The sequence below is a fragment of the Candidatus Krumholzibacteriia bacterium genome (genome assembly GCA_029865265.1).
In the GTDB taxonomy this organism is placed as follows: Bacteria; Krumholzibacteriota; Krumholzibacteriia; order WVZY01; family JAKEHA01; genus JAKEHA01.
This window is the reverse complement of the sequence record JAOUHG010000002.1, coordinates 212364-236617: the sequence shown is the minus strand read 5'-3', so window position 1 is coordinate 236617 and position 24254 is coordinate 212364. Positions and strand designations below refer to the sequence as shown.

The following is a 24254-nucleotide window of genomic DNA, read 5'->3' as shown; positions in this document are numbered from 1 at the left end:
ATGAACCTGCGCATGCAATCCCTCCGCTGCCTGGTCCTTCTCGCGCTCTGCGCCGGGGGGACGCTGTCCGGCGCGCCGGCCCGGGCCCAGGGCGGCTTCGGACTTTTCGCCAACGCGTTCCTCGACTCCAGCCGGGTGCCGGCCACGCGTATCACCGTCGAAGTACCGTTTCGGTCGCTGGTGTTCTTCAAGCAGGAGGGGTTTTTCGAGACCCGCTATCAGGCATACATTTCCATCATAAACAAGGCGGACGACCCGCCGCACCCCAACACCTACGTGCTGCACGGTTTCGCCACCGTCAAGACCTACGAGGAAACCCGCCGCCGCGACCAGAAATCGCGTACGTGGCGGGAGTTCAATCTGCCCCCGGGCGAGTACCACATCGAGGCCACCCTGAGGGTGGCCAACACCCAGATCGGCATGCAGCGTTCGGTGGATCTGCGCGTGCCCGATTTCCTCGCCTCCGGAATTGCGTTCGGCACGCCGGCGGTGCTGGCGGTGCCGCTGGACTACCGTGCCGGCATGCGGCCCTGGTCGGAGGCCGGCCAGGATCTCTCCGCGGAGACGGTGTCCGCCACCGCGTCGATCACCGGCCTCGACCGCCAGCCGGCGGTGCGCTTTGCGCTCTTCGTGGACGGGGAACTCCCGGAGCCGGTGCCGTGTGACATCTTCTACGAAGTCGATGACATCTCCGACCAGCAGATCCTGTACGGCAGGCGGCGCGTGCAGCTGCAGGGCAGGGACGATGAGTACCTCATCGCGTTCAACGTCGACGACTGGTCACCCGGGGTGTACCACGTGAACCTGCGCGCGCGCACCTACGACCCGGACCGCGACGCCACCGCGACCGTCGATATTCGCATCGATGTCACCCGCGCCATGCTGGGGGCGAACTTCGACGATACCCTGGAGATCCTGGGGCTGATTGCGAGCAGTGCCGAGATCAAGCCGCTGCGCGAGGCGCCGGAATCGGAACGCGCCGCCGCCTGGGCCAGGTTCTGGGCCGAGCGCGACCCGGATCCCAGCACCGATGTCAACGAGGCGCTGGCGCAGTACATCCTGCGCCTGCAATTCGTGATCGAGAATTTCTCGCAGTTCGGCCCCGGCTGGCGATCCGACCGGGGCCGCGTGTACGTCCGCTTCGGCCCGCCGGAACAGATCGACACCGCCATGGACCAGCGCTCCACCGGCGAGTACGAGATCTGGCGCTACTACACCATCAACCGTTCCTTCATCTTCTACGACATGTTCGGCGTGGGCGACTTCAAGCTGGTCGAGGGCGACCTTTGACCCCCCGCCCCGGCGCCGCCGCCGTCGCGGGCATGCTGGCCGTCGCCCTGCTGGCGGGTTGCGGGCGGGAACACAGCGCGCCCGATGTGCTGGAACTGGCGCTGGAGACGGCTCCCAACCGCCTCGACCCCGCCTTCGCGGTCGACGTGGCGGAGGGGGAGATCTGTACGCTGGTCTACGACGGACTCGTGGGCCTGTCGCCCGGCGGCGAGATCATCGCGGGTATCGCGCGCGACTGGGAGGTGGAGGACGACCGGCGCTACGTATTCCATCTCGACGGCTCGGCGCGCTTCTCCAGCGGCAGGCCGCTGCGCGCCGGTGACGTGGTGGCGAGTTTCCAGCGCGTTCTCGATCCCGCCACTGCTTCGCCGCGCACCTGGGTGCTGGACCGGATCCGCGGCGCCCGGGAGTTCCAGCAGGGCGCGGCGGCGGTCAGCGGGCTCGCCGCCCGCGACGATTCCACGCTGGTGATCGAACTCGACGAGCCGTTTGCACCGTTTCTCTCCATGCTGTCGCTGCCCGCGGCGCGGGTGGTGGACGTCGAGCGCCTGGACGGGGCCGGATTGCCCGTGGGAGCGGGACCGTGGGTGGTGGCGGAGTGGGTGCGGAGCGACCGCATCGTCCTGGAGCCCAACCCGCACCATCGGCGGCGCGCGCGCCATCTGCGGGCGGTGCGCTACCGCATCATCCCGGAGCCGTTCACCCGCGTGGCCGAATTCGAATCGGGAACCATTGACGTTCTGGAGATACCGGACGCCGAGGCGGCGCGCTTTCGCGACGACCCGGCGTCCGCCCCGCGCGTGCTGCGGCGGCACGAGATGCGCGTGTTCTACGTGGGGATCAACAACCGGCGCTTCACCGATGAGCGCGTGCGCCGTGCCCTCAACCTCGCGGTCAACGTGCCCGAGATCATCCGTGTTCTCGCCGCCGGCGAGGGCGTGCCCGCACACGGTTCCATCCCGCCCGGCCTGCCTGGCCACCGCGAGCGCCCGGGTTACGGGTACAACCGTGAGGAGGCGCGCCGCCTGCTCGCGCAGGCCGGGTATCCCGACGGGCTCTCCATCGAGATGTGGCAGCGCGAGAGCACCGAGGGAAACCGCATTGCGGAGGCCATCCAGGGCTACTGGAGCGAGGCGGGCGTCGAGGCCAAGCTCGTGCGCCGCGAGTGGTCGGCGTTCAAGCAGGCGGTAAGCGCGGGCAAGGTGGACGCGTTCCTGCTCGACTGGTTTGGCGACTACCCGGACGCCGAGAACTTCCTGTTTCCGTTGTTCCACTCCGGCAACGCGGGAGGAGGCGGGAACCGGGCCTTCTTCTCGGACCCCGAGGTCGATCGGCGCATCGTGGCGGCGAGCCGCACGGTGGACGACGATGCCCGCGCGCAAGCCTACGCGTCCGCCGACAGCCTGATCTACGCCCGGACACCCTGGGTGTACCTGTACTTCCCCACGACGCTGCACGTGGTGTCCGAACGCGTTTCCGGCTACCAGTTGCCGAGCCTGTACCTGGGCAACGATTTCAGCACGGTCACAAAAGCCCCCTGATCCGGATACCGCGGTTGATGCCTTCGCACGCGGTGGCATATGCTGCCCCGCATGCTGGCGTACGCAGTCAGGCGTCTCCTGTCGTTCGTCCCGCTGCTCCTTGGCGTGGCGACCATCACCTTTGTGCTCCTGCACGTGCTGCCGGGGGATCCGGTGCTGAGCATGGTTGGAGAGCGCTACGACGCGGAGACCATCGCGCGCCTGCGCGCCGAGATGCGTCTGGATGATCCCCTCTACGTGCGCTACGGGCATTACCTGGGCAACCTGGTGCGCCTCGACCTGGGGAACTCCTACGTCACCGGAACGCCGGTGTGGGACTCCATCCGCGAGCGCTTTCCGGCCACGCTTCGCCTGGCCGTGGCGGCGATGTCCCTGTCCGTGCTGTTTGGCGTGACCATCGGTGTCCTGGCGGCGTGGAGGCGCGGTTCCGCGCTCGACTACCTGCTGGTGGGGGGCGCGGTGGTGGGCGTGTCCATGCCCGTGTTCTGGCTGGGCGTGCTGCTCATCTACGTGTTCTCCATGCGTCTGGGCATCCTGCCCGCATCCGGCTTCGGCAACGGGGGGCTCGCATACCTCGTCCTGCCCGCGGTGACGCTGGCGATGGCCTCGACCGCCTACGTCGCGCGCATCACCCGCTCCAGCGTCCTCGACGAGATCAACGAGACCTATGTGAAGGCGGCGCGCGCAAAAGGGGCCGGGGAGGCGCGTATCATGGTGCGCCATGCGCTGCGCAACGCATTGCTGCCCATCATTACCGTGGTGGGTGTGGACTTCGGCAGCTATCTCAGCGGCGCCGTGCTCACCGAATCCATCTTCGCGTGGCCCGGTCTGGGGCGGTTTACGCTGGATGCCATCATGAAGCGCGACCTTCCTGCCATCCAGGGTTCGGTGCTGTTCATGGCCATCCTGTTCATGATCGTGAACCTCGCCGTCGACCTGCTCTACGCGCGTGTCGACCCGCGCGTGAAGCTGGGGAGGCCGGCGTCGTGATGGCCGTGGCACCCGTTCCGGTCAGGGAAACCCTGCCTGCCCGCCCGGCGCGGCGCGGCGTCCTGCGCCGGTTGGTGGGCAACCGGGGCGGTGTGGTGGGGGCGGCGCTCGTGCTGCTGGTGGTGCTGGGCGGCGTGTTTGCGCCCTGGTTGACGCCGTACCAGCCCAACCAGATCTCCATGCAGGACGCGCTGCAGCAGCCGAGCGTGTCGCACCCCTTTGGCACCGACGCGTTCGGGCGCGACGTGCTGTGCCGGGTGATGTTCGGCGCGCGCTTCTCGCTCCAGGTGGGCGTTGTGTCCCGGCTGCTGGCACTCGTCCTGGGAACCGTGCTGGGGCTGCTGGCCGGTTACTTCGGGGGGCGCGTGGACCAGGCGGTGATGCGGCTGGCGGACGTCACCCTTGCCTATCCCGGACTGCTGCTGTTGATTGCCGTCATGGCTGCGGTGGGGCCGAGCAAGACGGCGCTGTTCGTCGCGCTGGGGATCGTCGGGTGGGCCGGGGTGGCACGGCTCGTGCGTGCGCAGGTGCTGTCGCTCAAGGAGCGCGAGTTCGTTCTCGCGGTACGTTCGCTCGGTGCGAGCGATGCGGCGGTGATCGTGCGCCACCTGCTGCCCAACGTGCTGACGCCGATCCTGGTGATTTTCTCCATGGGACTGGGAGCTTCGATCATGGCCGAATCATCGCTGAGTTTCCTCGGGCTCGGAGCGCAGCCCCCGCAACCCAGCTGGGGTTCGATGATCAGCGGTGGCCTGGACTACCTGCGCGTGGCGCCCTGGCTGTCGCTGGCACCGGGAACGGTGGTCACGATGACGGTGCTCGGTTTCAATCTGCTGGGCGACGCCCTGCGCGACCTCTACGATCCGCGCCTGGGCGGATCGAAGCGGGGCGGGTGACGATGCTGCGCTCGATCAACGACGCCATTGCCGCCGAACTTGCCGAACGGGGCCTCGACCACCGGATGGTCTTCACGCAGGCGGGGGCGCTACCGCCCGACGGCGCCGTGGTTGGCTTTGAATGCAGCGACGCCGCCGTGTCCGCCGCGGTGATGGTACGGCTGAAACTCGCCGCCGCGCAGGCGGCGTCGGTTCGTGCGAGTGTCCTGCCGGCGCCAGGACTACCCGAGCTGCTCATGCCGGTCAGCAGCGTGGCCGACGTTCGGCGCACGCCCTCGCACGCCGCCGAGCTCGTCAGCCAGTGCATCTACGGGGACCGGCTCCAGCCGCTCAAGGCGGAGGGGGACTGGTTCCTGGTCCGCATGGACGACGGCTACATCGGATGGATCCGAAGCTGGCACCTTGTGCCCGTCGGCGAGGCACGCCACGCCGCCTTCACGCGCCGCGCCGGGCACCGCCTGCGGGCCAACCACGCCCTTGTGGTCGCCGCGCCCGAGGCCGGCGCCCTCCCGGTCACTGACCTGGTGGTGGGGACACTGCTGGTGGCAACCCCCGGTGGCCGGCGCGGTTGGCTCGCCGTGGAGCTGGCGGACGGCCGCGGCGGGTACGTTCGTGCCGGCGAGGTCGAGAAACGGCCCGCCAGCGGGCGGGCCGTCCGTCCCGATCGCCTTGCCGCGACCGGACTTCGCTTTCTGGGTGTCCCCTATCTGTGGGGGGGCACCACCCCCAACGGGTTCGACTGCTCGGGGCTGGTCCAGAGGATCTATCGCCTCCACGGACGCGTGCTCCCGCGCGATTCGGACTTGCAGGCCCGATTTGGCAAGAAAAAGACTGGTTTGGAGTTGCACGATTTCACCCCCGGGGATCTGCTCTTTTTCGGGCGGGTGCCGGAACGAATCACCCACGTGGGGATGGTGCTGCCGGACGGGGTGTTTCTGCATGCGTATGGGCAAGTCCGTGTCAATTCATTAGATCCGAAGCACCCCCTTTACGCGGCCGAGCTCGCACGGGACCTCCGGGGCCGCCGAGACCCCCTCACCTCCGCCTGATTTGAGCCCGTCTCAACGCGCCCTCGGGCCCCGCGGGGGGTGTCTTGCGCCCCATAGAAAAGCATTGACACGTTTTGCCCGCGCTTCCTAACGTTCACCACCAAAGCTGGAGCCGTCCCGAAGGGGGCGGTTCCCGGGAGCTTCCGCCCGTTCGGCGGGTGCTGTGAAGATCCGCCAGGGGCGTGGGCCGAAGCCGTTCGATTAATGACTCGTGGGCAGCGGGCAGCCGTTGCCACCAGATGGCCTTCGACAAGGAGGTGACGGACTCGGGTTTTGATCGACGCGCCGAAAGGCGCACCGCCCCAACGGAGCACCCGTCAGGGCTTTTGTGAAGTAGGGTTTGAAATGCACGGGAATGGGAGGCGCCGGTAGAGGCCGGTGGATTTCTCAAGAAAGCCATTCCCACCAGAGGAGGTCAATATGTCGAAGAACTGGAGCAGGATTGCGCTTGCTTCGTTTCTGGTTCTCTCACTCGGTGCGTCGTCGGTTTTTGCGACGACGGCCCGCGTGCGGTCGCTGGCGAACGCTGGCGACTACATGAGCGATAACTCGAATGTCAACCGCTGGTACAGCACGTTGACATCGTATGCCAACCAGGTGAACGCCGAAATGGGTGCCTGGGACGGTTTCTCACTGGCGGATACTCGCGGCCTGGGCTGGACCCATGCCTGCGGCGATGACGGCAAGTGGGGCACCTACCGCATCAGCCTCAACGAGGCGTCTCTCAATCATCCGGGTTTCTGGATCGGCAACCCCTTCTACTCGGTGCATGCACCGCAGGATCTGATCGGGTTCTTGAACGATCCTTCCGGTGTGTTCGGGGAAACGCCGGTCAACCGCTGGGATCTCGCCGGCGGCTGGGATCTCGGCGAAACCATCGCGCTAGGCGTTTCGATCACCCAGTCCAAGTGGGCCTGGGAGGACACGGGCGCCGACCAGAAGGCCAGCAACTCGTGGTTCACAATGGGCTTTGGTTTCACCTGGACCAACAACGACAACACGACACTGGACGCGCTGCTCAACTTCGGCCAGGCCGGCGGTGACGCCACCGACGGTACCAACACGGCGGAGTGGGATGCCAAGACGGCGTTCGACGTCGCTGCCCGTCTCTTCTGGGACTGGCAGGATGACGTGACGCTGGTGCCGATGGTTGAGTTTGCGAGTTCGGATTACAGCATCTCGACCGGCCCGACGGCAAACGCGACGCCGAACGGTCAGAAGATCAGCGACTTCATGGTCGGCCTGGGCGTCAACATGGATGTCAACCAGGACAACATGCTGGTGTTCGCGCTCGAGGTCATGAACCGCAAGTACGAGAACTCGAACGAGGACTCGACGTCGGTGACGATCAGCGAGTCCTACATGCCGACGTTCCGCCTCGCGCTTGAGTCACATGTCACGTCGTGGCTGACCACGCGCGTGGGTGCGGCCAAGTATCTCGTCAACACGAAGTTCGAGTACAACGGCGGCGAGGAGAACATCGGCGTGGGTACGCCGACGTTCATCTCGGACTCTCCGAGTGGTTTCGACTGGTTCCTGGGCTGCGGCTTCAACGTGGCCGAGTGGACCATCGATCTCGAACTCGCGGAAGAGACACCGTTCAGTCTGGGCTACTGGCTAACCGGTTATGAGGGCTATGGGCCCGCGGGTCCGGTCGGCCGTATCTCGGCTGTCTACAACTACTAGTTTTCCGGGACGCTGGCCGTCCCGAAAGCCGGTGCAGACGACCCCCTCCCGGAGGGGGTCGTCTTTTTTTGCCCGTGCCCCGGATGCCCGTGCATGCCCCGCCGTGGCGCATGGTTGCGGATGGTTCCCCGGCCGGGGCGTGGAACTTGCAACGCCCTCCACGCTCCGCCTGCACGCCCGGCGGGACGGAACCCATGTACTTCTTCTACTACATCCCCTTTGGTGTCGACGCCGAACGAACGCGTTTTCCGGTGTTCACGGTGATCTTCACGGTCATCTGTGTCGCGGTGTTCGTGCTCAACAAGTTCTTTGCCAACCAGGTCGGCCTGGATTTTCGCAACTACGTCTACTATCCGGGATACTCGGGATTCTCCGCGGCGCTGGCGGCGACGTTCATGCACGTCGGCTACTTTCACCTGGTCAGCAACCTCGCCTACCTGGTGCTGTTCGGCCGCTTCCTGGAGGACCGTGTGGGGCCGCTCCTGTTCGTGGCCATCTACGTCGGTTCGGCGCTCATCGGCAATGCGGTGCAGGGCTGGTTCAATCTGAACGTTCTGCACACGAGCGCAGGGATCATCGGGGCTTCCGGTTCCATATCCGGCCTGCTGGGTGCCTTCCTCGTCCGCCTGCGGCACCAGCGGGTGAAGATCGCGTACTGGGTGTTCGCCCCCCTCATGGCCACCAACCGCGCGGGCATTGCCCAGCTGCACGTGTTCTTCGCGGTCGCGCTGTGGGTTCTGATCCAGGTGGTGCGCAGTCTGGTGCAGGTGACCGGCGGTTCGTCCAACGTGGCCTACATGACCCACCTCTCGGGGTTCGCGTTCGGTATGGGGCTGATCATCGCCGCGGGTGGCTGGCGCGCGGGCATCGTGGACGGGCATATGGTGAAGGCGAAGCGTTACCTGCGCCGCGGTGAGTTCTACGGGGCCCAGGACGAACTCTCGCGTTACGCGGCGGCACGCCCGGAAGACGGTGACGCACACGCGGCGCTGGCACGCGTGCACGTGCAGTGCGGCAATCAGGCGGGCGCGAAGGACAGCTACGCAGAGGCCTGTGTGCAGCACCTCGCCCAGGGGCGGCGTGGTGAGGCCGAGCAGATTTACCAGGAGGCGCGGCGGAGTTTCGATACCTTCGTGCTTCCCGCGGAGGCGCAGTTGAACCTCTGCTTCGGTCTGGAGCGTAGTCTCAAACCCGAACTGGCGCTGGCGGCCTACGAGGGCTTCATCAGCCTCCATCACGAACACGCCGAGGCGCCCTTCGCGCTGCTGCGCGCGGCCAACCTGCACGCGCGCCAGGGCGAGACGAGCCGCGCCCGCGAATGCTACCTCGCCCTGGTACGGCGCTACCCTGAGGACCCGTGGGTTGATTTCGCCACGGAGCACGCGCGCCGTCTCCCGGCGGCGTGAGGGCCGCCCAGAACGCCGCCTGTCGGTAATAATCTTGCCATCGTGAGTGATCCGGTGTTAGCCTGCGAACGGCCGCAGGAGGCAGCCTGCGGCCTGTGCCGGGAGGTGGTGGGATGGGAAATACGTCGCCGCGCGGGCTGCCGCGGGCGGATCGGCCACGGGAACGCCTGTACGAACGCGGTCCAGGTGAGCTTTCGCTGCAGGAATTGCTGGCGATCGTCATCGGGGAGGGCACGCGGGGGTCGAGCGCGCTGGTTGTGGCGCTGAGATTGCTTGGCGAGTTCGGGGATCTGGTGGCCATGGGGCGCGCGGGGGTGGATGAAATGCGCCGGGTGCCGGGAATCGGCTTTGCCCGCGCCTGCCAGCTGGTGGCCTCGTTCGAGTTGGGGAAGCGCTTTGCGCGCGAGTCCCGCAGCGGCGGGATTTCAATAAAGGCGCCCAAGGACGTCGCCCGGCTCTTCATGGACGAGATGAAGCATTACGATCGCGAGCACTTCAAGGCCGCGTTCTTGAACACGAAGAATCAGATCATCAGGGTCGTGACGGTATCGATCGGATCCTTGAACGCGTCGATCGTGCATCCGCGGGAGATACTGAAGCCCGCAATTTCGGCGAGCGCTGCGTCCATCGTGCTGGTTCACAACCACCCCACGGGGGATCCCACGCCGAGCCGCGAGGACGTGGAGTTCACGCGGCGGTTTGCGCGTTGCGGCGAGTTAATCGGCATCGAGTTGCTCGATCACATCGTGATCGGGGCGGATCGTTTCCAGAGCCTCAAGGAGTCGGGGTACTTCTAACCTCGCGCGGAGTTCTAGATGTCGTTGTTTTCCAGGCTGTCCAACTATCTGACGAATGACGTAGCCATCGATCTGGGAACCGCGAACACGCTGGTGTTCGTGAAGGGCAATGGTATCGTGCTGAACGAGCCGTCCGTGGTTGCCGTCGATCAGCGCACCAAGAAGGTGTTCGCGGTCGGGCTCGAAGCCAAGACCATGCTGGGGAAGACCCCGGAGTACATCGCCGCCATCCGCCCCATGAAGGACGGCGTTATCGCGGACTTCGAGATCACGGAACTGATGCTGCGCGAGTTCATTCGCAAGTCCCAGAAGAAAAAACATTTCATCCGCCCGCGCATCGTCATTGCGGTGCCCTCCGGGATCACCGAGGTGGAGCGCCGCGCGGTGCGCGACAGCGCGGAGCACGCCGGTGCGCGCGAGGTATTCCTGATTGCGGAACCCATCGCGGCCGCCATCGGCGTGGGCCTGCCCGTGGACAAGCCCTCCGGCAACATGATCATCGACATCGGCGGCGGCACCACCGAGATTGCGGTGATCGCCCTGGACGGTATCGTGGCCGACAGCTCCATCCGTGTGGCGGGTGACGAACTCGACGACGCCATCGTCAACTACGTCAAGCGCACCTACAACATGCTCATCGGAGAGCAGACGGCCGAGCAGATCAAGATGAAGATCGGCTGCGCCTTCAAGATGGACAAGCCCCTGGAGATGGAGATCAAGGGGCGCGATCTCGTGGCCGGGATTCCCAAGAACCTCAAGCTCACCAGTGAGGAGATACGCGAGGCCATCAGCGAGCCGATCTCGCAGATCGTCGAGGCCCTCAAGAACGCGCTGGAGCAGACGCCGCCCGAGCTCGCCGCCGACATCGTGGATCGCGGCATCGTGATGACGGGCGGTGGCGCGCTGCTCAAGGGGCTCGACCAGTTGCTCAAGAAGGAGACCGGACTGCCGATCAATGTCGTGGACGACCCGCTTCTGTGCGTGGTGCTTGGCGCCGGCAAGGTGCTGGACGATGTTCACGAATACGACCGGGTTCTGATGCACAGCTCGCGCGACTAGCGTATGCGGCTGTTCGAGGACGTTTTTCACCGCCATCGCGACCGAACGGTCTTTGCCGTACTCGTCGCCGCGTCCCTCGCCCTCCTTGCCCTGCCCGAACCCGTGCAACTCGACATCGCGCGCGGTGTGCTGGATCGCGCGTTGCTGCCGTTCCAGCGTATCAGCACCTTCATCGCGGACTACTCCAGCATTCGTGACGAGAACGAACGCCTGCGGCGCATGGTGGCGACAATGGTGCTGGAACGCGAACGCCTCCTGCAGTTTCGCGACGAGCGCGAACGGCTGCGCCGGCTCGCCGAGTTCAAGGAGGAGCAGACGCGCCGCCTGACCCCGGCCGAAGTGGTCGGCCGCGATCTCGACCGCATCCAGACCAACCTGATTATCGACAAGGGTTCGCAGGACGGCCTGAAGGAACGCATGCCGGTGTTTTCCTTCGGCGGTCTCGCCGGCACCCTGAGCCGGGTGTTTCCGGAGTCGGCGTGGGTGCAGCTCCTGTGCAGCAAGAACCTCCCCGTGAGCTGTGTCGACAAGCGCAGCCGCGTGGTGGGGGTGCTGGAGTGGCGCCATCGTAACCTGTTTGAAATGAAGCATGTAGGGGCTACGGAGGATGTGATTGCGGGGGACACCCTGATCACCAGCGGCTTCGGCGGGACCATCCCCAAGGGGTTCCCGATCGCCATCGTGACACGCGTGGCCACCTCCAGTGACGGCCTCTCCCTGCGCGTGGACGCGCGCAGCCCGGTCGACTTCCTCGCACTGGAGGAGGTCTTCGTGATGACCGAGGAGATACCGTGGGACCGGTCGCTGTTCTATGACGAGGCGGATACCTCGCTCATGCGCGACGTTCTCCTGAGACCGGGACGGCGCAGATGAAGTGGTGGGTGCCAATCCTGTCCGCGGCCGTGTTCCTCGTCCTTCAGGCCACGCTGTCGTCGCGCATGGCCATCGGCGCCATCGCCCCGGATTTCGTGGTGGTATGCGTGGTCCTCTTCGGCCTGCAGCGTGGCCGTATTCCCGGGGCGGTGTACGGCTTCGTGCTGGGACTGGTGGTGGACGTGGGAAACCCCGGCTTCCTGGGCCTCAATGCGTTGACCAAGACGGTGGTGGGCTATGCGGCGGGGCGGATGGGTTCCGCAACATCACCCGGGTCGCTGGTGTTGTTCGTCGTCTTTCTGGTGACCGCCTTCGTCCACGACGTGGTCTATTACACGCTGTACCTGTGGCCGCAAGTGGGCGGTATCCTGGTCAGCATGGTAACGGTTGCTTTGCCCTCGGCGCTCTACACCGCGGTGATCGGTATAGCCGTGGAGCGGATCCTCGCGCTGCTCGGCGCGAGAGTGGTGATGGCGGATGGCAAAGAGAGACGGTAGAAGCCTCACCGCTGGTCCCCACCGGCTTCAGACACTGCTCGCCGTGATCCTGCTGGGCTTCTCTGTTCTGGTGGTCCGGCTCTTCTCCATACAGGTGGTCGAGCACAACCAGTACGCGCAATACGCGCGCGACAACCAGTTGCAGCGCGAACGCGTGCCGGGCCCGCGCGGATTCATGCGCGACCGCAACGGCCGGGTCATGGTCGACAATGCGCTCCACCTGGAAGTCGTCATGCAGTGGCGCTCACGGGACGATGTGACGAAAGCGCTGCGGGAACTGACACCCTTCATTCCGGTCGACACAACCCGTGCCATGGCACGGTTCGATGCGTGGCAGAAGCGCTACGGTCGCACCCCGTTTCCGTTGTTTCCGGACGCCGACAAGTTCGTGATTTCCTTCGTGCGGGAGAACTGGAGTGAGTTTCCCACCCTCAAGGTAGAGTCGCGCATGCGCCGGCGCTACCTGGCACACGGCGTCGCCGCGCACGTGTTTGGATACGTGGGCGAAGTCACCAACGAAGACGTCGCCGCGGCACCCGCGGCGGTCTACGAGCCCGGGGATTTCCTGGGCAAAGCGGGGCTGGAACGGCAGTACGAGGAGACGATGCGCGGCATCCCCGGACAGCGTGCCGTCGAGGTTACCGCGTCGGGCACCTCGCTGGGCGAGGTGCCGGAGCTCTCCATTGCACCGGTGGCGGGCAAGGACCTCTACCTGACCATCGATTCTCGGGCGCAATCCTGTCTCGACTCCCTGCTCTCCCTGCGCCCCAACCCCAGCGCGGCGGTGGTGCTGGACGTGAAGACCGGGGGCATCATCGCGGCAGCCAGCCATCCCGCCTACGACCCCAACGAATTCGCCATGGGTGTGTCATCGTCGCTCCTCAACGAGCTCCTTAACGACGAATCCAAGCCGATGTTCAACCGCATCTCGCACGCGCGCTATCCGCCCGCGTCGACGTTCAAGATGATCGTCACTTATGCGGTGCTCACCAACCGGCTCATCGATCCGGCGCGTGTGCTGGTCTACTGCGACGGTACCCATCGTTACGGAAACCGCGTGTTCCGCTGCTGGGAGGAACGCGGGCACGGGGGGATGAACCTCACCTCGGCCGTCGTTCACTCCTGCGACGTGTACTTCTACCGCGTGGCGGAGATGATGGACGTGGATATGCTGGCGGAGGCCGCGGAGACGTTCGGCTTCGGCCGCAAGACGGGAATCGATCTGCCGGTGGAGGTGGCGGGCAACGTGCCCACGCGCCGCTATTACGACAAGCGTCACGGCAAGGGGCGCTGGACGCAGGGGTTGATGCTCAACAACGCCATCGGGCAGGGCGAGTACCTGTCGACCGTGCTCCACGTTGCCACCATGTCCGCGGCCATTGCCAACGGTGGCTGGCTGGTGCAGCCCCATTTCGTCGATCACGCCACCGGCGATCCGCCCGCGGAGACGTCGCGCACGAAGATCGATGACCTGAGTGGTTCCACGTTGACCTTCCTGCAGCGCGCGATGCTGCTGGTGACCGAGCAGCCGGGTGGGACGGCGAACTGGCTGCGTATACCGTGGCTCCCCTTCGCGTCCAAGACCGGCACGGCGCAGAACCCGCACGGGGAAGATCACTCGTGGTTCACGGCGTATGCACCCGCCGGCGATCCGCAGATCGCGCTGGCGATCATCGTGGAGAACTCCGGACACGGCAGCGAAGTGGCGGGGCCCATTGCGCGCGCGTTCCTGATGGACTACTTCCGGGACGACAAGCCGGAGATTTCGCGTGGGCCGGCCGTGCCGCGCAAGACGACCCGGCCCGCGGTGGCGGCTCCGGTTGGCGTGGATTCGGCGCTGACGGGAGGGGTGATCTGGTGAGACGCGGCCGTGACTTCGACTGGGTGATCGTGATTTGCACCGGCATCCTCATGCTGGTCGGGTTGTCGATCGTGTATTCGGTGTCGCACTCCGTGGGCGAGGTCTCTCCGGAAGCCCTGGCCGGCTCGCATTTCATGCGCCAGATGCTGTGGCTCGGCCTCGGGCTGGTGACCATGCTGGTCGCGTTCGCCGTTCCGTTCCGCTGGTTCGAGTCGCTGGCGCCCGCCATTTATGTCGCCTGCGTCGTCCTGCTGGTGCTGGTGCTGCTGTTGCCGGCCAAGGGTGAGACGCAACGCTGGTTCGTCATCGGCCCGCTGGCCATCCAGCCCAGCGAGTTCACCAAGGTGGCGGTGCTGCTCGCCTGGGCGCGCGTGCTGGCCAGCCCGCGCGCGGACCCCAACCGGCTGCGCACCCTGGTCCCGGTGCTGGTCCTGTTCGTGGTCCCGTTCCTTCTGGTGCTGAAGCAGCCGGATCTGGGTACCGCGATGGTGTTCGTTGGCGTGCTGCTGCCGGTGCTGTACTGGCGCGGCTTCCGCGGGTTGCACATCCTGTTCCTGCTCTCTCCACTGGTGAGCAGCGTGCTCATCATCTACGGCGAGAACGTCACCCACAATCCATGGCCGTTTGGGATCTTCATCGTGGCGATCCTGGTGGTCGCCTACCTGCGGCGCGCGTTCCTGTTCGAGAGCGTTTCACTCGTGGTGGCCAACCTGGGCATCGGATTGTTCCTGCCCGTGCTGTGGGACCACCTCAAGCCTTACCAGCAGCGACGCGTTACCAACTTCCTCGACCCCGACTCCGACAAGCTCGGTGCGGGCTGGCAGGTGATCCAGTCCAAGATCGCCATCGGTTCGGGCGGCTTCGGGGGCAAGGGGTACATGGAGGGCACGCAGAAGGCCCTGGAGTTCCTGCCCGCGAAGCACACGGACTTCATCTTCTCCGTGCTGGGAGAGGAACTGGGGTTCGTGGGTGCGCTGGCGGTACTGTTCCTCTTTGCGGTGCTCATAACCCGCGCGCTTCTCGCCGCCCAGAAGATGAAGAGCGAGTTTGCCGGCGCGCTGTGCGTGGGCATTGCTGCCTACTTTGCCTTCCAGGTCTTCGTGAACATCGGCATGACCATCGGAATGGCGCCGGTGGCGGGTATCCCACTGCCGTTCGTGAGCTACGGCGGGAGTTCCATGCTGGTCAGCTGCTTCCTGGTGGGACTCCTGCTCAACTGCACCGCGCGCTGGTCGGAATACTAGACGCCTGGTGACAGGGGGAGCCGCGGACGCTATATTGTCCCGTACGCGACGGTGGTTGCCGCGCAAACGCGGAAGGACTTCATGCACCCCATACTCCTCGATCTCGGCCGCTTTCAGATCCGCGCCTACGGGTTCATGCTTGCGGTCAGTTTTCTGCTCGGAATCTGGTACGCGGGACGGCGCGCCAGGAAGTACGGCGTCGATCCGCAGAAGATCCTCGATCTGAGCGTCATCATCATCCTGGCCGCAGTGGTGGGTTCGCGGCTGCTCTATGTCGTCTTCCACCTGGAGCAGTATGCCAATCCCCTCGAGATGTTCGCCCTGTGGCAGGGTGGCGCCACCTTCTACGGCGGGTTCCTGCTGGCGCTGGCCGCTTCCTGGTGGTGGGTTCAGAAGAACAGTCTCAACTTTCTGACCGTGGCGGATGTTGTCTCACCCAGCATTGCGCTGGGGCTGGTGTTCACCCGCGTCGGCTGCCTGATGAGCGGCTGTTGTTTCGGCAAGCCGACTGACCACGCGTGGGGCCTGGTGTTTCCTCCCGATTCTCCCGCCGGTGCCGCCGCGCTGGAGGCGGCGTCGCGCCTGGGGCTGGATCATGTGGCCCTCCACCCCACGCAGGCCTACGCATCCGCAATGGGGCTGACGATCTTCATCATCCTGCTCGCGTTGCAGCCGGCGCTGACCCGGCGCGGGTCGACGTTCGGCCTGTTTCTCATTCTCTACGGTATCGGGCGTTTCACCATCGACTTCTTCCGCTTCTACGAGGAGAACGCGCGCGTGCTCATGGGGCTGTCGTTCAACCAGGTGATCAGCATCGGGCTCGTCGCCATCGGGCTGGTATTGCTGCTGAGACGCGAGAAGGCACCTGCGCCGGCCTGATCGCGCTGCACGGTGTGGGGAGGGGGACGGTGCCGGGCATCCTGCAGGCAGTCATCGATTTTCTGGTGGATGAGCGCTGCCACGCGTGCCGCGCGCCGATTCCGTCCCGGCTGGGGCTTCCCCTGCCCGGTCATCCCGCGCTCGTTGCACTCGACGATCCCGTCGCCACCGCCGGACTCGCGCGTTGGCGCTTCCGTACCCGCCTGCTGTGCCGTGCGTGTCTGGCGCGACTCGAGCCGTGCACGCGGGCCGTCGTGGTGGGTCGCGGCCACGACACGCTGGAGATTCTGCCTGCCTTCGCCACGGATTCCCGCCTGCTCGCGCTGATCCACCTGCTCAAGTTCGACCGCCGCGAATGCGTGGCCCCCTGGCTGGCGCGTGCGATGGCGGTGGGCCTGCCCGCGCGGGCGCGTGGCGCGGGCATTGTGCTGGCACCCGTCCCCATGGACGCCGCGTCGCGACGCCGGCGCGGTTTCAACCAGGCGGAGAGCATCTCCCGGGCGCTGGCGCGCCGCTGGGGCCTGCCCCTGGTGAGGGGGGCGGTCGAAAAGCCCGCGGCCACCGGGGCGCAATCCCTGCTGGGACGCGAGGCCCGGGAGCGCAACCTGCGGGGTGCGTTCCGGCCCGGGCGCGGGGCGGTCCGTCTGGCGGGCCGGCGCGTGGTGCTGGTCGACGACCTGGTCACCACCGGGGCCACGGCGCGGGCCTGCGCGCGGGTCCTGCGCGGTGCGGGCGCCGCGGAGGTGCGCGTGGTGTGCGCGGGCTACCGCCGCTAGCCGTCAGACGGCGTTTCCTCAATCTTGACAACGACTTCCACCCGGCGGTATGCTCAATCCCAGTGGCCGTCGCGTGCCCTGCCACCACGATGGGTTTGCCGAATCCGGCGCTCATCACGTACGTTGGTGGTCCGGCCGGGGGCGGGTGTTCGGAGGGACGGTGGGCCGGCCGTGTTTGCCGCACACGCGATTCACATCACCTATCTCACACATGAGGGGAATCCCGCGCGAGCGGCGATCACCCGCCGGCGAAGGAGACGCACATGGCGATCAAGGTTGCGATCAACGGCTTTGGCAGAATTGGTCGGCTCGTATTTCGGCACCTGTTCAACGACCCCGGCTACGACATCGTGGCGGTCAACGATCTCACCAGTCCGCAGATCCTGGCGCACCTGCTCAAGTACGATTCTGTCCACGGCCGTTTCCCGGGCGAGGTGACGGCGACGGAGACGGGAATCCAGGTGGGCAAGGAGAAGTTCGAGGTACTCTCCGAGCGCGACCCGTCAAAGCTGCCGTGGCAGAAGCTGGGTGTGGACGTTGCCATCGAGTCGACCGGACTGTTCACCAAGCGCGACGACGCGGCCAAGCACCTTGCCGCGGGTGCGAAGCGTGTCATGATTTCGGCGCCGGCCACCGATCCCGACGTCATGATCGTGATGGGTGTGAACGACGACCAGTTTGACGGCGAGAAACACAAGATCATCTCCACCGCGTCCTGCACCACCAACTGCCTGGCGCCGGTTGCCAAGGTGATTCATGACAGTTTCGGCATCAAGCGCGGGTTCATGACCACCATTCATGCCTACACCAACGACCAGCGCATCCTCGACCAGCCGCACAAGGATCTGCGGCGGGCGCGTGCGGCTGCGGTGTCGATGATTCCCACCACCACGGGTGCGGCGCGCGCCGTTTCCAAGGTGCTGCCGGAGTTGAAGGGGAGGCTGGATGGGATGGCGGTGCGCGTACCCACCTCGGACGGATCGCTGGTGGACCTGACGTTTGAGACGGAGAAGGACGCCTCCATCGAGGCCATCAACGCGGCCGTCCGCGATGCGGCCAGGGGAAAGATGAAGAAGATAATCGAATACACCGAGGATCCCATCGTCTCGGTGGACGTCATTGGCAACCCGCATTCGGCGGTGTTCGACGCAAAGTCCACCATGGCGGTGGGGGATCGCTTCTTCAAGGTGCTCGCCTGGTATGACAACGAATTCGGCTACTCGGGCCGGATGGTGGATATGCTCCGTCTCATAGGACGGTGACAGGAAGTCAGCATGAAGAAACTCTCCATTCGTGATTGTGACGTCAAGGGCAAGCGCGTGCTGGCGCGCGTCGACTTCAACGTTCCGCTCGACAGCGACCACAACATCACCGACGACACGCGCATCGTGGAATCACTCCCCACCATCCGCGACGTGGTGGACCGCGGCGGCCGGCTCATTCTCATGAGCCACCTGGGGCGCCCGCGCGGGCAGCGGGAGCCCGGGCTGAGCCTGGCGCCGGCGGCGCGCAGGCTGGCGGAGCTGGTGAAGAACCCGCTGCGCTTCGTGAATGATTGCGTCGGCGAAGACGTGCGCCAGAAGGTCGCAACGCTGAAGGACGGCGAGATCCTGCTGCTCGAGAACCTTCGCTTCCACGCCGGCGAGGAGGAGAACTCGCCAGCGTTCGCAAAGGAACTGGCGGCACTGGGCGACGTCTACGTGAACGACGCGTTCGGGACCGCGCATCGCGCGCACGCTTCGACCGCCGGGGTGGCGGAGTACATACCCGTTCGCGCGGCGGGGTTCCTCATGGAGAAGGAGCTCAAGGCGCTGGGCGACGCCCTCAACGCGCCCAACCGTCCCTTCGTGGCGGTGCTGGGCGGTGCGAAGATTGCGGGCAAGATCGACCTCATCAAGTCGTTGCTCGACCGCGTCGACGTGCTGCTAATTGGCGGCGGAATGATGTTCACCTTCTTCAAGGCCTCCGGCCTGGAGACGGGCAAGAGCATCGTCGACGAGCGTTACCTGCCCATGTGCAAGGAGCTGCTGGCGCGCACCAGGCCCGGCCGCTCGCGCCTGCTGCTGCCGGTGGATACCGTGGTGGCGGAAGCGCCGGATGATGGTGCGCCGGCACGCGAGGTCTCCATCGCCGATATCCCGGAGGACTGGTACGGGCTGGATATCGGACCCAAGAGCATGGACCTGTTCAAGACGCAGATTCTCTCCGCGCGCACGGTATTCTGGAACGGCCCCATGGGCATGTTCGAGAAGCCGAGTTTCGCCGAGGGCACCAAGGCGGTGGCGCGCGCCATCGCCGACGCCACCGATCGCGGGGCGACCACCATCGTGGGCGGCGGCGACAGCGTCGCGGCCATCAACCTGATGGGAATCGCAAACCGCTACACGCACATCTCCACCGGCGGCGGCGCCTCGCTGGAGTTCATGGAGGGAAGGGCCCTGCCCGGCGTGGAGGCGTTGTGCGACGTGGCCGAGGTCACGGGCTAGACCCCGCATGCAGCGACGCAAGCTCATCGCAGCAAACTGGAAGATGAACAAGCGCGTGCCCGAGGCGGTGGCCTTCGCCGGCGCATTGCGGCCGTTGCTCCCCGCGCTCTCCCGCTGCGACCTGCTGATCTTCCCGTCCTTCTTCTGCGTGCGTCCGCTCGTCGATGCGCTGTCTGGCACAGCGGCCGCGGTGGGTGCTCAGGATCTATACTGGGAGGCGGAGGGTGCCTTCACCGGCGAGGTTTCTGTAGCGATGCTGATCGATGCCGGCGCGACCCACGTGCTGGTGGGGCATTCCGAGCGCCGCCACGTGCTGGGCGAGAGCGATGACGTGGTGGGACGCAAGCTGCACGCGGCACTGGACGGCGGACTGACGCCGGTTCTGTGCGTGGGCGAGACCCTCCCGGAACGCGAGGCCGGGCGCGAGCGCGAAGTGGTGGAGCGCCAGCTGGTGGCCGCCTTCGAGGGCCGTTCGGTGGCGGATGCCGGGCGTACGGTCGTTGCCTACGAGCCGGTGTGGGCCATCGGGACCGGCCGCACCGCCACCCCGGACGACGCGGAGGCGATGCACCGCGCCATTCGTGCCTGGCTGGGCGGCCGCTTCGGGCCCCAAACCGCCGCCGCCGCGCGTATCCAGTACGGCGGGAGTGCGAAGCCGGAGAACGCGGCCGAACTCCTGGAGCGGGAGGAAATCGACGGGCTGCTGGTGGGCGGCGCGAGCCTGGACGCGCGCTCCTTTGCCGCCATCGCGGCAGCGGCAGCGGGTGCTTGAACCCGCCCGCGGGCGGGCCCGCGCGGGTTGACTTGGTGACGGGGCTCTGATACGCTGCCCTTTCGCGGTGGTTGCCACCGCAATTTTTGTTTGTGCGGGCCGGGCCCCGCCGGGTTCATAAGGAAAAAGACTCAATGCTGTATAACATTCTCATCGCCGTACACGTGGTGGTCTGCCTCGTGCTCATTCTCGTGGTGCTGCTTCAGTCGAGCAAGGGAGGCGGACTGGCCGGTGCCTTCGGTGGCGCGGGCGGTCAGACCATGTTCGGTGGCCAGGAGACGGCCACCTTCCTGAGCAAGGCCACGACGTACCTGGCCGTTGGATTCATGGTGCTCTCGCTCTTGCTCGCGTTCATGTCGGCGCGACGCGGCCAGGGGGGCACCCGCAGCGTGGTGCGGCAGGCGGTGGAACAGCAGCAGAACGTGATTCCCAGCGGCCAGAGCATCGACGAGATTCTGGGCGGCGCGGCGGACACCACGGCCGCTGACGCGCCTCCCGCCCCCTAGACCGTCGCCGAAAGACTCGCCCAGGTGGTGGAATTGGCAGACACGCTATCTTGAGGGGGTAGTACACGCAAGTGTGTGCGGGTTCGAGTCCCGCCCTGGGCACCACACCACGAAATCGCGCGGTGGATCGTTTTCGCCGCAGCGGGTATATACTGACGGGACGCTTGGAGACAGGCGTCCCGTTTTCCGTTCCGCCCCGGGTTTCCACAGGAGGCAAGCCCAATGAACACGTCCGCATACTACGCCGCCGTTGCCACCCTCGTCGCGACGCTTGCGACCGGCGGCGGTGCTACTGCCGCCGACAGCCGCAGCACCACTGCCGACCAGAAGTCCATCAGTATCACCATCTACAACGACAACCTGGGCCTGGTGAAGGACGTGCGCGCGGTGACACTCGCCACCGGTGCGCAGAACCTGTGGTTCGAGGGCGTCGCTGCGCAGATCGACCCCACCTCGGTGCACATCGTTTCGCTCGACGCGCCGTCCGCGCTCTCCGTGCTGGAGCAGAACTTTGAGTACGACCTGATATCGCCGTCGCGCCTGATGGAGAAATACCTGGGGCAGACGGTGGAGTTGTTCAAAGAGCGCGAGGATGGATCCACCGAGACGGTGCGCGCAAAACTCATCGGCAACCAGGAGGGGTGGGTCTACGAAATGGAGGACGGGCGTATCGCCATCAACCCGTCGGGCCGCATCATCCTGCCGTCGCTGCCCGAGGGACTCATTTCCAGACCATCGCTGGTGTGGCTGCTGGACAGCAAGCGCCCCCGACAGACCGTGGAGGCGAGTTATCTCACCGGTGGTATCGGCTGGAAGGCAGACTACGTGCTGGTGCTGTCGTCCGACGACAAGAACATCGACCTGACCGGCTGGGTCACTATCGAGAACCACAGCGGTGCCACCTACGAGAACGCCGGCCTCAAGCTGGTGGCGGGTGACGTGAACCGCGTGCGGCCGGAATTCAAGACCGGCACCGACATGCACGTTCGCGGTGGCCGGGCCGAGGAACTCAGCATGGCCCAGTTTGCCGAGGAGAGTTTCTTCGAGTACCACCTGTACACCCTCGAGCGCAAGGCCACCATCAAGGACAATCAGACCAAGCAGATCACGCTGTTGTCGGCAGAGAACGTGGGGGTGAAGAAGTCGTTCGTGGTCGAGCCGCAGGGTGGGTACTGGTACGCGCGCAACGAAATCCTCGAGAAGCCCAAGGTGGGGGTGTATCTTGCGCTGGACAACACGAAAAAGAATGGCATGGGCATGCCGCTGCCCAAGGGCGTGGTGCGCGTGTACAAGAAGGACTCGAAGGACGCGCTGCAGTTCACCGGCGAGGACCGCATCGACCACACCCCCGAGAACGAGACCGTCCGTGTCAAGATGGGTGATGCCTTCGACGTGGTTGCCGAGCGCAAGCAGACCAGCTTCGAGGTCCTGTCCAGCGGCCACCTGTACCGGTCCTCGTACCAGATCGACGTGCGCAACCACAAGGACGAGGCCATCACCGTGGCCTTGGTGGAGAACCTGAACGGGGACTGGTCCATCACCCAGGCATCGCACGAGTACGAGAAAGAGACCGCCACCCGGGTGCGCTTCGCCGTGCCGGTGGCCGCAAAGGGCTCCGCCCGGGTGACCTTCACCGTGGAGGTGCGAAGCTAGCGGCGCGGTTCCAGGCCGCCACTGCCGACCCCACATTCATGTTTACAGGTCCGCGAGCCCCGTATTAGGCTTCGCCGCTGATTCGCCCATCAACTTGCCGCAGGGGGTCTCGCAGGGCATGGATACGAACGTTCTGGTATACACCACCGGCGCAATCGCGCTGGCCGCTCTCGTTATCGGGGGCATTGCCTTCGCCGGGGTGCAAAAGATGTCGCGCCGTTTCTCGTGGGTTTCGCAGGGCGACGCGTCCAGCGTGGACACGCTGCCGACCCTGCTGCGCGCGGTGGAGTCCAACCAGCAGGACGTCGCCGTACTCAAGGCGGCCATGGAAGCGGCCAACATCGAGGCGCGCAGCCACTTCAAGCGCCTGGGCATCGTGCGCTACAACGCGTTCGACGGGGTCGCGGGACAGCAGAGCTACTCGCTGTGCCTGCTCGACGAAAACAAGAACGGCATCCTGATTTCGAATCTGGTGGGAACCAACTTTGCGCGTGGCTACGCGGTCGAAATCCGCTCCGGTGAACCCGCCCGTCCCCTGGGCGATGAGGAGAAAGAGGCGCTCGGCGCCGCCAGCAAAAACGGCAACTAGTTGCTGGAGTCGTCCGGCCGCTGGCGGCTGTAGTTTTCCAGAATGCGCTTTTCGGTGGGCGTGAGGTTGTCGTAGCCCTTCGCCGAAATCTTGTCCAGTATTGAGTCGATGTTGTCCTCCGGGCGCGCCTCGTCGCGGCGCCGTTCCTCTGCCACGTATTCCTTCCACTTGCGCTGCGGTCCGCTGGCGAACTTGAGCCGCCGCGCAATGTCGTGCCGGAAGAACAACAGGCCGGCCAGCATGCCGCCCATGTGCGCGAAGTAGGCGACCCCCGACGGCCCCGAGATTCCCTGCGCCAGCTGCAGAACCGCCAGACCCATCACGAAGTACTTCACCTTGACCGGGATCAGGAAGTAGAGCATGACCTGGGCGTCGGGAAAGAGCATGGCCGTGGCCAGATACACACCGAAGATGGCGCCGCTCGCACCCACCACGCTCGCATTGTACTCGAGCGCCATGTGCAGCAGCCCGCCGCCGATTCCGCACCAGATGTAGTAGCGCAGGAAGCGCCGCGCGCCCCACACCGACTCCACCATGTTGCCGAAGAACCACAGCACCAGCATGTTGAAGAACAGGTGCCAGAACCCGCCGTGCAGGAACATGTAGGTGACGATCTGCCAGACGAAGCCCCGTTGTACCACCAGCTTGGGGGTGAGGGCGAGGTACGCGGTCAGCGGGGGAATCAGGTTCTGGAGGAAGAACACCGCCAGGTTGGCAACGATGATGCGGCCTACCGCGGTGCCCAGGAACCCGGGTCCGGAAAAGGGTGGCGATGGTCGGTAGGAGTAGGGACTCATGTGATCGGGCTCGCAGCCGCCATCACAAGATACACGCAGGTGCGCCACCGCGGCAAGCGCTGCGGCGCCGGGCGTCTCAGAAGCAGGTGTAAGGTCGAGCCCCCGGGGCCGTCTCACGGGCCGTACGCGGGTTCAAAAGCCCTTTACACGATCCGGGATACCGGGGATACTGGCCGGACCAGAATCGTTTTGGAGCGGGAGAACACCTCGCCGGACCAATTATCGAACCTATCATCCAAGAGACTGATCTTCAGGAGGAGCGGATGTCCAAGGAATTCGAATTCACCGATGCCAACTTTGAAGCCGAGGTGCTGAAGTCTGACAAGCCCGTGCTGGTCGACTTCTGGGCGCCGTGGTGCGCCCCGTGCCGCATGGTTGCGCCCATCGTCGCCGAGATCTCCAGCGAGTACGACGGCAGGCTCAAGGTCGGCAAGGTCAACACCGATGACAACCAGGGTGTGGCGTCGCGCTACGGGATCATGAGCATTCCCACCCTCATGATCTTCAAGAACGGCGAGGAAGTCGCCCGGATCATCGGAGCCCAGCCCAAGCAGGCGCTGACTGGCAAGATCGACGCGGCCATCCGGAACTGACCGGGCCACATACG

General features: G+C 65.6%; 23 protein-coding genes and 1 tRNA gene. 23 read left to right on the top strand and 1 reads right to left on the bottom strand.

Annotated elements, in window-relative coordinates:
* The first annotated feature begins 12 nt into the window (after positions 1-12).
* From OEX18_02240 to OEX18_02135, 22 genes are all read left to right on the top strand, one after another.
* The gene (locus tag OEX18_02240) at positions 13-1290 is read left to right on the top strand and encodes a GWxTD domain-containing protein (protein MDH4336080.1); all 1278 of its coding nucleotides are present in this window, start codon (positions 13-15) and stop codon (positions 1288-1290) included.
* Complete coding sequence (locus OEX18_02235) at positions 1287-2831, top strand: ABC transporter substrate-binding protein (protein MDH4336079.1); 1545 nt, start codon at positions 1287-1289, stop codon at positions 2829-2831. Before OEX18_02240 ends, OEX18_02235 begins: the two co-directional genes overlap by 4 nt.
* A 51-nt stretch (positions 2832-2882) precedes the next feature.
* The gene (locus OEX18_02230) at positions 2883-3821 is read left to right on the top strand and encodes an ABC transporter permease (GenBank protein MDH4336078.1); all 939 of its coding nucleotides are present in this window, start codon (positions 2883-2885) and stop codon (positions 3819-3821) included.
* Complete coding sequence (locus OEX18_02225) at positions 3821-4717, top strand: ABC transporter permease (protein ID MDH4336077.1); 897 nt, start codon at positions 3821-3823, stop codon at positions 4715-4717. Before OEX18_02230 ends, OEX18_02225 begins: the two co-directional genes overlap by 1 nt.
* A 2-nt stretch (positions 4718-4719) precedes the next feature.
* Entirely contained in the window at positions 4720-5766 is a 1047-nt protein-coding gene (locus OEX18_02220; GenBank protein ID MDH4336076.1) for a C40 family peptidase, read from the top strand.
* A gap of 420 nt (positions 5767-6186) precedes the next feature.
* A complete protein-coding gene (locus tag OEX18_02215; GenBank protein ID MDH4336075.1) occupies positions 6187-7452 on the top strand; it encodes a hypothetical protein in 1266 nt (421 codons plus the stop codon).
* Between the two features lie 194 nt (positions 7453-7646).
* A complete protein-coding gene (locus OEX18_02210; GenBank protein ID MDH4336074.1) occupies positions 7647-8858 on the top strand; it encodes a rhomboid family intramembrane serine protease in 1212 nt (403 codons plus the stop codon).
* A 113-nt stretch (positions 8859-8971) separates the two neighbouring features.
* Entirely contained in the window at positions 8972-9655 is a 684-nt protein-coding gene (radC, locus tag OEX18_02205; GenBank protein MDH4336073.1) for a DNA repair protein RadC, read from the top strand.
* An 18-nt stretch (positions 9656-9673) separates the two neighbouring features.
* Positions 9674-10714, top strand: a complete 1041-nt coding sequence (locus OEX18_02200) for a rod shape-determining protein (GenBank protein ID MDH4336072.1) — start codon at positions 9674-9676, stop codon at positions 10712-10714.
* 3 nt (positions 10715-10717) lie between these two features.
* Positions 10718-11587 (top strand): rod shape-determining protein MreC, encoded by an 870-nt coding sequence (gene mreC, locus OEX18_02195; GenBank protein ID MDH4336071.1) that lies wholly within the window; start codon positions 10718-10720, stop codon positions 11585-11587.
* Entirely contained in the window at positions 11584-12084 is a 501-nt protein-coding gene (gene mreD, locus OEX18_02190) for a rod shape-determining protein MreD (protein ID MDH4336070.1), read from the top strand. Before mreC ends, mreD begins: the two co-directional genes overlap by 4 nt.
* Positions 12065-13945 carry a penicillin-binding protein 2 gene (gene mrdA, locus OEX18_02185; GenBank protein MDH4336069.1) on the top strand — a complete coding sequence of 627 codons (1881 nt, stop codon included), beginning with the start codon at positions 12065-12067 and terminating at the stop codon, positions 13943-13945. The genes mreD and mrdA overlap by 20 nt, the downstream gene beginning before the upstream one ends.
* Positions 13942-15189 (top strand): rod shape-determining protein RodA, encoded by a 1248-nt coding sequence (gene rodA, locus OEX18_02180; GenBank protein ID MDH4336068.1) that lies wholly within the window; start codon positions 13942-13944, stop codon positions 15187-15189. Before mrdA ends, rodA begins: the two co-directional genes overlap by 4 nt.
* An 81-nt stretch (positions 15190-15270) precedes the next feature.
* Positions 15271-16068: a prolipoprotein diacylglyceryl transferase gene (gene lgt / locus OEX18_02175; GenBank protein ID MDH4336067.1), complete on the top strand. Its 798-nt coding sequence runs from the start codon at positions 15271-15273 to the stop codon at positions 16066-16068.
* Between the two features lie 29 nt (positions 16069-16097).
* Entirely contained in the window at positions 16098-16844 is a 747-nt protein-coding gene (locus tag OEX18_02170) for a phosphoribosyltransferase family protein (protein ID MDH4336066.1), read from the top strand.
* A gap of 263 nt (positions 16845-17107) precedes the next feature.
* Positions 17108-18106 carry a type I glyceraldehyde-3-phosphate dehydrogenase gene (gap, locus tag OEX18_02165; GenBank protein ID MDH4336065.1) on the top strand — a complete coding sequence of 333 codons (999 nt, stop codon included), beginning with the start codon at positions 17108-17110 and terminating at the stop codon, positions 18104-18106.
* A gap of 12 nt (positions 18107-18118) precedes the next feature.
* On the top strand, positions 18119-19330 hold the full coding sequence (locus OEX18_02160) for a phosphoglycerate kinase (protein ID MDH4336064.1): 1212 nt from the start codon (positions 18119-18121) through the stop codon (positions 19328-19330).
* A 7-nt stretch (positions 19331-19337) separates the two neighbouring features.
* A complete protein-coding gene (tpiA, locus tag OEX18_02155) occupies positions 19338-20102 on the top strand; it encodes a triose-phosphate isomerase (GenBank protein ID MDH4336063.1) in 765 nt (254 codons plus the stop codon).
* 134 nt (positions 20103-20236) lie between these two features.
* The gene (gene secG / locus OEX18_02150) at positions 20237-20608 is read left to right on the top strand and encodes a preprotein translocase subunit SecG (protein MDH4336062.1); all 372 of its coding nucleotides are present in this window, start codon (positions 20237-20239) and stop codon (positions 20606-20608) included.
* A gap of 18 nt (positions 20609-20626) precedes the next feature.
* Positions 20627-20713, top strand: a tRNA-Leu gene (locus OEX18_02145).
* A gap of 117 nt (positions 20714-20830) precedes the next feature.
* Positions 20831-22261, top strand: a complete 1431-nt coding sequence (locus OEX18_02140) for a DUF4139 domain-containing protein (protein MDH4336061.1) — start codon at positions 20831-20833, stop codon at positions 22259-22261.
* Between the two features lie 118 nt (positions 22262-22379).
* Complete coding sequence (locus OEX18_02135; protein MDH4336060.1) at positions 22380-22850, top strand: DUF4446 family protein; 471 nt, start codon at positions 22380-22382, stop codon at positions 22848-22850.
* Here OEX18_02135 and OEX18_02130 read toward each other — a convergent pair.
* Positions 22847-23647, bottom strand: coding sequence for a rhomboid family intramembrane serine protease (locus OEX18_02130; GenBank protein MDH4336059.1), 801 nt, complete (start codon positions 23645-23647; stop codon positions 22847-22849). The genes OEX18_02135 and OEX18_02130 overlap by 4 nt on opposite strands.
* Before the next feature lie 263 nt (positions 23648-23910).
* On the opposite strand from OEX18_02130, the gene trxA reads away from it, so the two are divergent.
* Positions 23911-24240: a thioredoxin gene (gene trxA, locus OEX18_02125; GenBank protein MDH4336058.1), complete on the top strand. Its 330-nt coding sequence runs from the start codon at positions 23911-23913 to the stop codon at positions 24238-24240.
* Positions 24241-24254 lie beyond the last annotated feature (14 nt).

What these genes read in the sequence shown, in the direction of transcription:
- OEX18_02240 (MDH4336080.1), top strand. Translation starts at nt 13, where the DNA reads ATGCAATCCCTCCGCTGCCTGGTCCTTCTCGCGCTCTGCGCCGGGGGG.
- OEX18_02230 (MDH4336078.1), top strand. Translation starts at nt 2,883, where the DNA reads ATGCTGGCGTACGCAGTCAGGCGTCTCCTGTCGTTCGTCCCGCTGCTC.
- OEX18_02225 (MDH4336077.1), top strand. Translation starts at nt 3,821, where the DNA reads ATGGCCGTGGCACCCGTTCCGGTCAGGGAAACCCTGCCTGCCCGCCCG.
- OEX18_02220 (MDH4336076.1), top strand. Translation starts at nt 4,720, where the DNA reads ATGCTGCGCTCGATCAACGACGCCATTGCCGCCGAACTTGCCGAACGG.
- OEX18_02215 (MDH4336075.1), top strand. Translation starts at nt 6,187, where the DNA reads ATGTCGAAGAACTGGAGCAGGATTGCGCTTGCTTCGTTTCTGGTTCTC.
- OEX18_02210 (MDH4336074.1), top strand. Translation starts at nt 7,647, where the DNA reads ATGTACTTCTTCTACTACATCCCCTTTGGTGTCGACGCCGAACGAACG.
- radC (MDH4336073.1), top strand. Translation starts at nt 8,972, where the DNA reads ATGGGAAATACGTCGCCGCGCGGGCTGCCGCGGGCGGATCGGCCACGG.
- OEX18_02200 (MDH4336072.1), top strand. Translation starts at nt 9,674, where the DNA reads ATGTCGTTGTTTTCCAGGCTGTCCAACTATCTGACGAATGACGTAGCC.
- mreC (MDH4336071.1), top strand. Translation starts at nt 10,718, where the DNA reads ATGCGGCTGTTCGAGGACGTTTTTCACCGCCATCGCGACCGAACGGTC.
- mreD (MDH4336070.1), top strand. Translation starts at nt 11,584, where the DNA reads ATGAAGTGGTGGGTGCCAATCCTGTCCGCGGCCGTGTTCCTCGTCCTT.
- mrdA (MDH4336069.1), top strand. Translation starts at nt 12,065, where the DNA reads ATGGCAAAGAGAGACGGTAGAAGCCTCACCGCTGGTCCCCACCGGCTT.
- lgt (MDH4336067.1), top strand. Translation starts at nt 15,271, where the DNA reads ATGCACCCCATACTCCTCGATCTCGGCCGCTTTCAGATCCGCGCCTAC.
- gap (MDH4336065.1), top strand. Translation starts at nt 17,108, where the DNA reads ATGGCGATCAAGGTTGCGATCAACGGCTTTGGCAGAATTGGTCGGCTC.
- OEX18_02160 (MDH4336064.1), top strand. Translation starts at nt 18,119, where the DNA reads ATGAAGAAACTCTCCATTCGTGATTGTGACGTCAAGGGCAAGCGCGTG.
- tpiA (MDH4336063.1), top strand. Translation starts at nt 19,338, where the DNA reads ATGCAGCGACGCAAGCTCATCGCAGCAAACTGGAAGATGAACAAGCGC.
- secG (MDH4336062.1), top strand. Translation starts at nt 20,237, where the DNA reads ATGCTGTATAACATTCTCATCGCCGTACACGTGGTGGTCTGCCTCGTG.
- OEX18_02140 (MDH4336061.1), top strand. Translation starts at nt 20,831, where the DNA reads ATGAACACGTCCGCATACTACGCCGCCGTTGCCACCCTCGTCGCGACG.
- OEX18_02135 (MDH4336060.1), top strand. Translation starts at nt 22,380, where the DNA reads ATGGATACGAACGTTCTGGTATACACCACCGGCGCAATCGCGCTGGCC.
- OEX18_02130 (MDH4336059.1), bottom strand. Translation starts at nt 23,647, where the DNA reads ATGAGTCCCTACTCCTACCGACCATCGCCACCCTTTTCCGGACCCGGG.
- trxA (MDH4336058.1), top strand. Translation starts at nt 23,911, where the DNA reads ATGTCCAAGGAATTCGAATTCACCGATGCCAACTTTGAAGCCGAGGTG.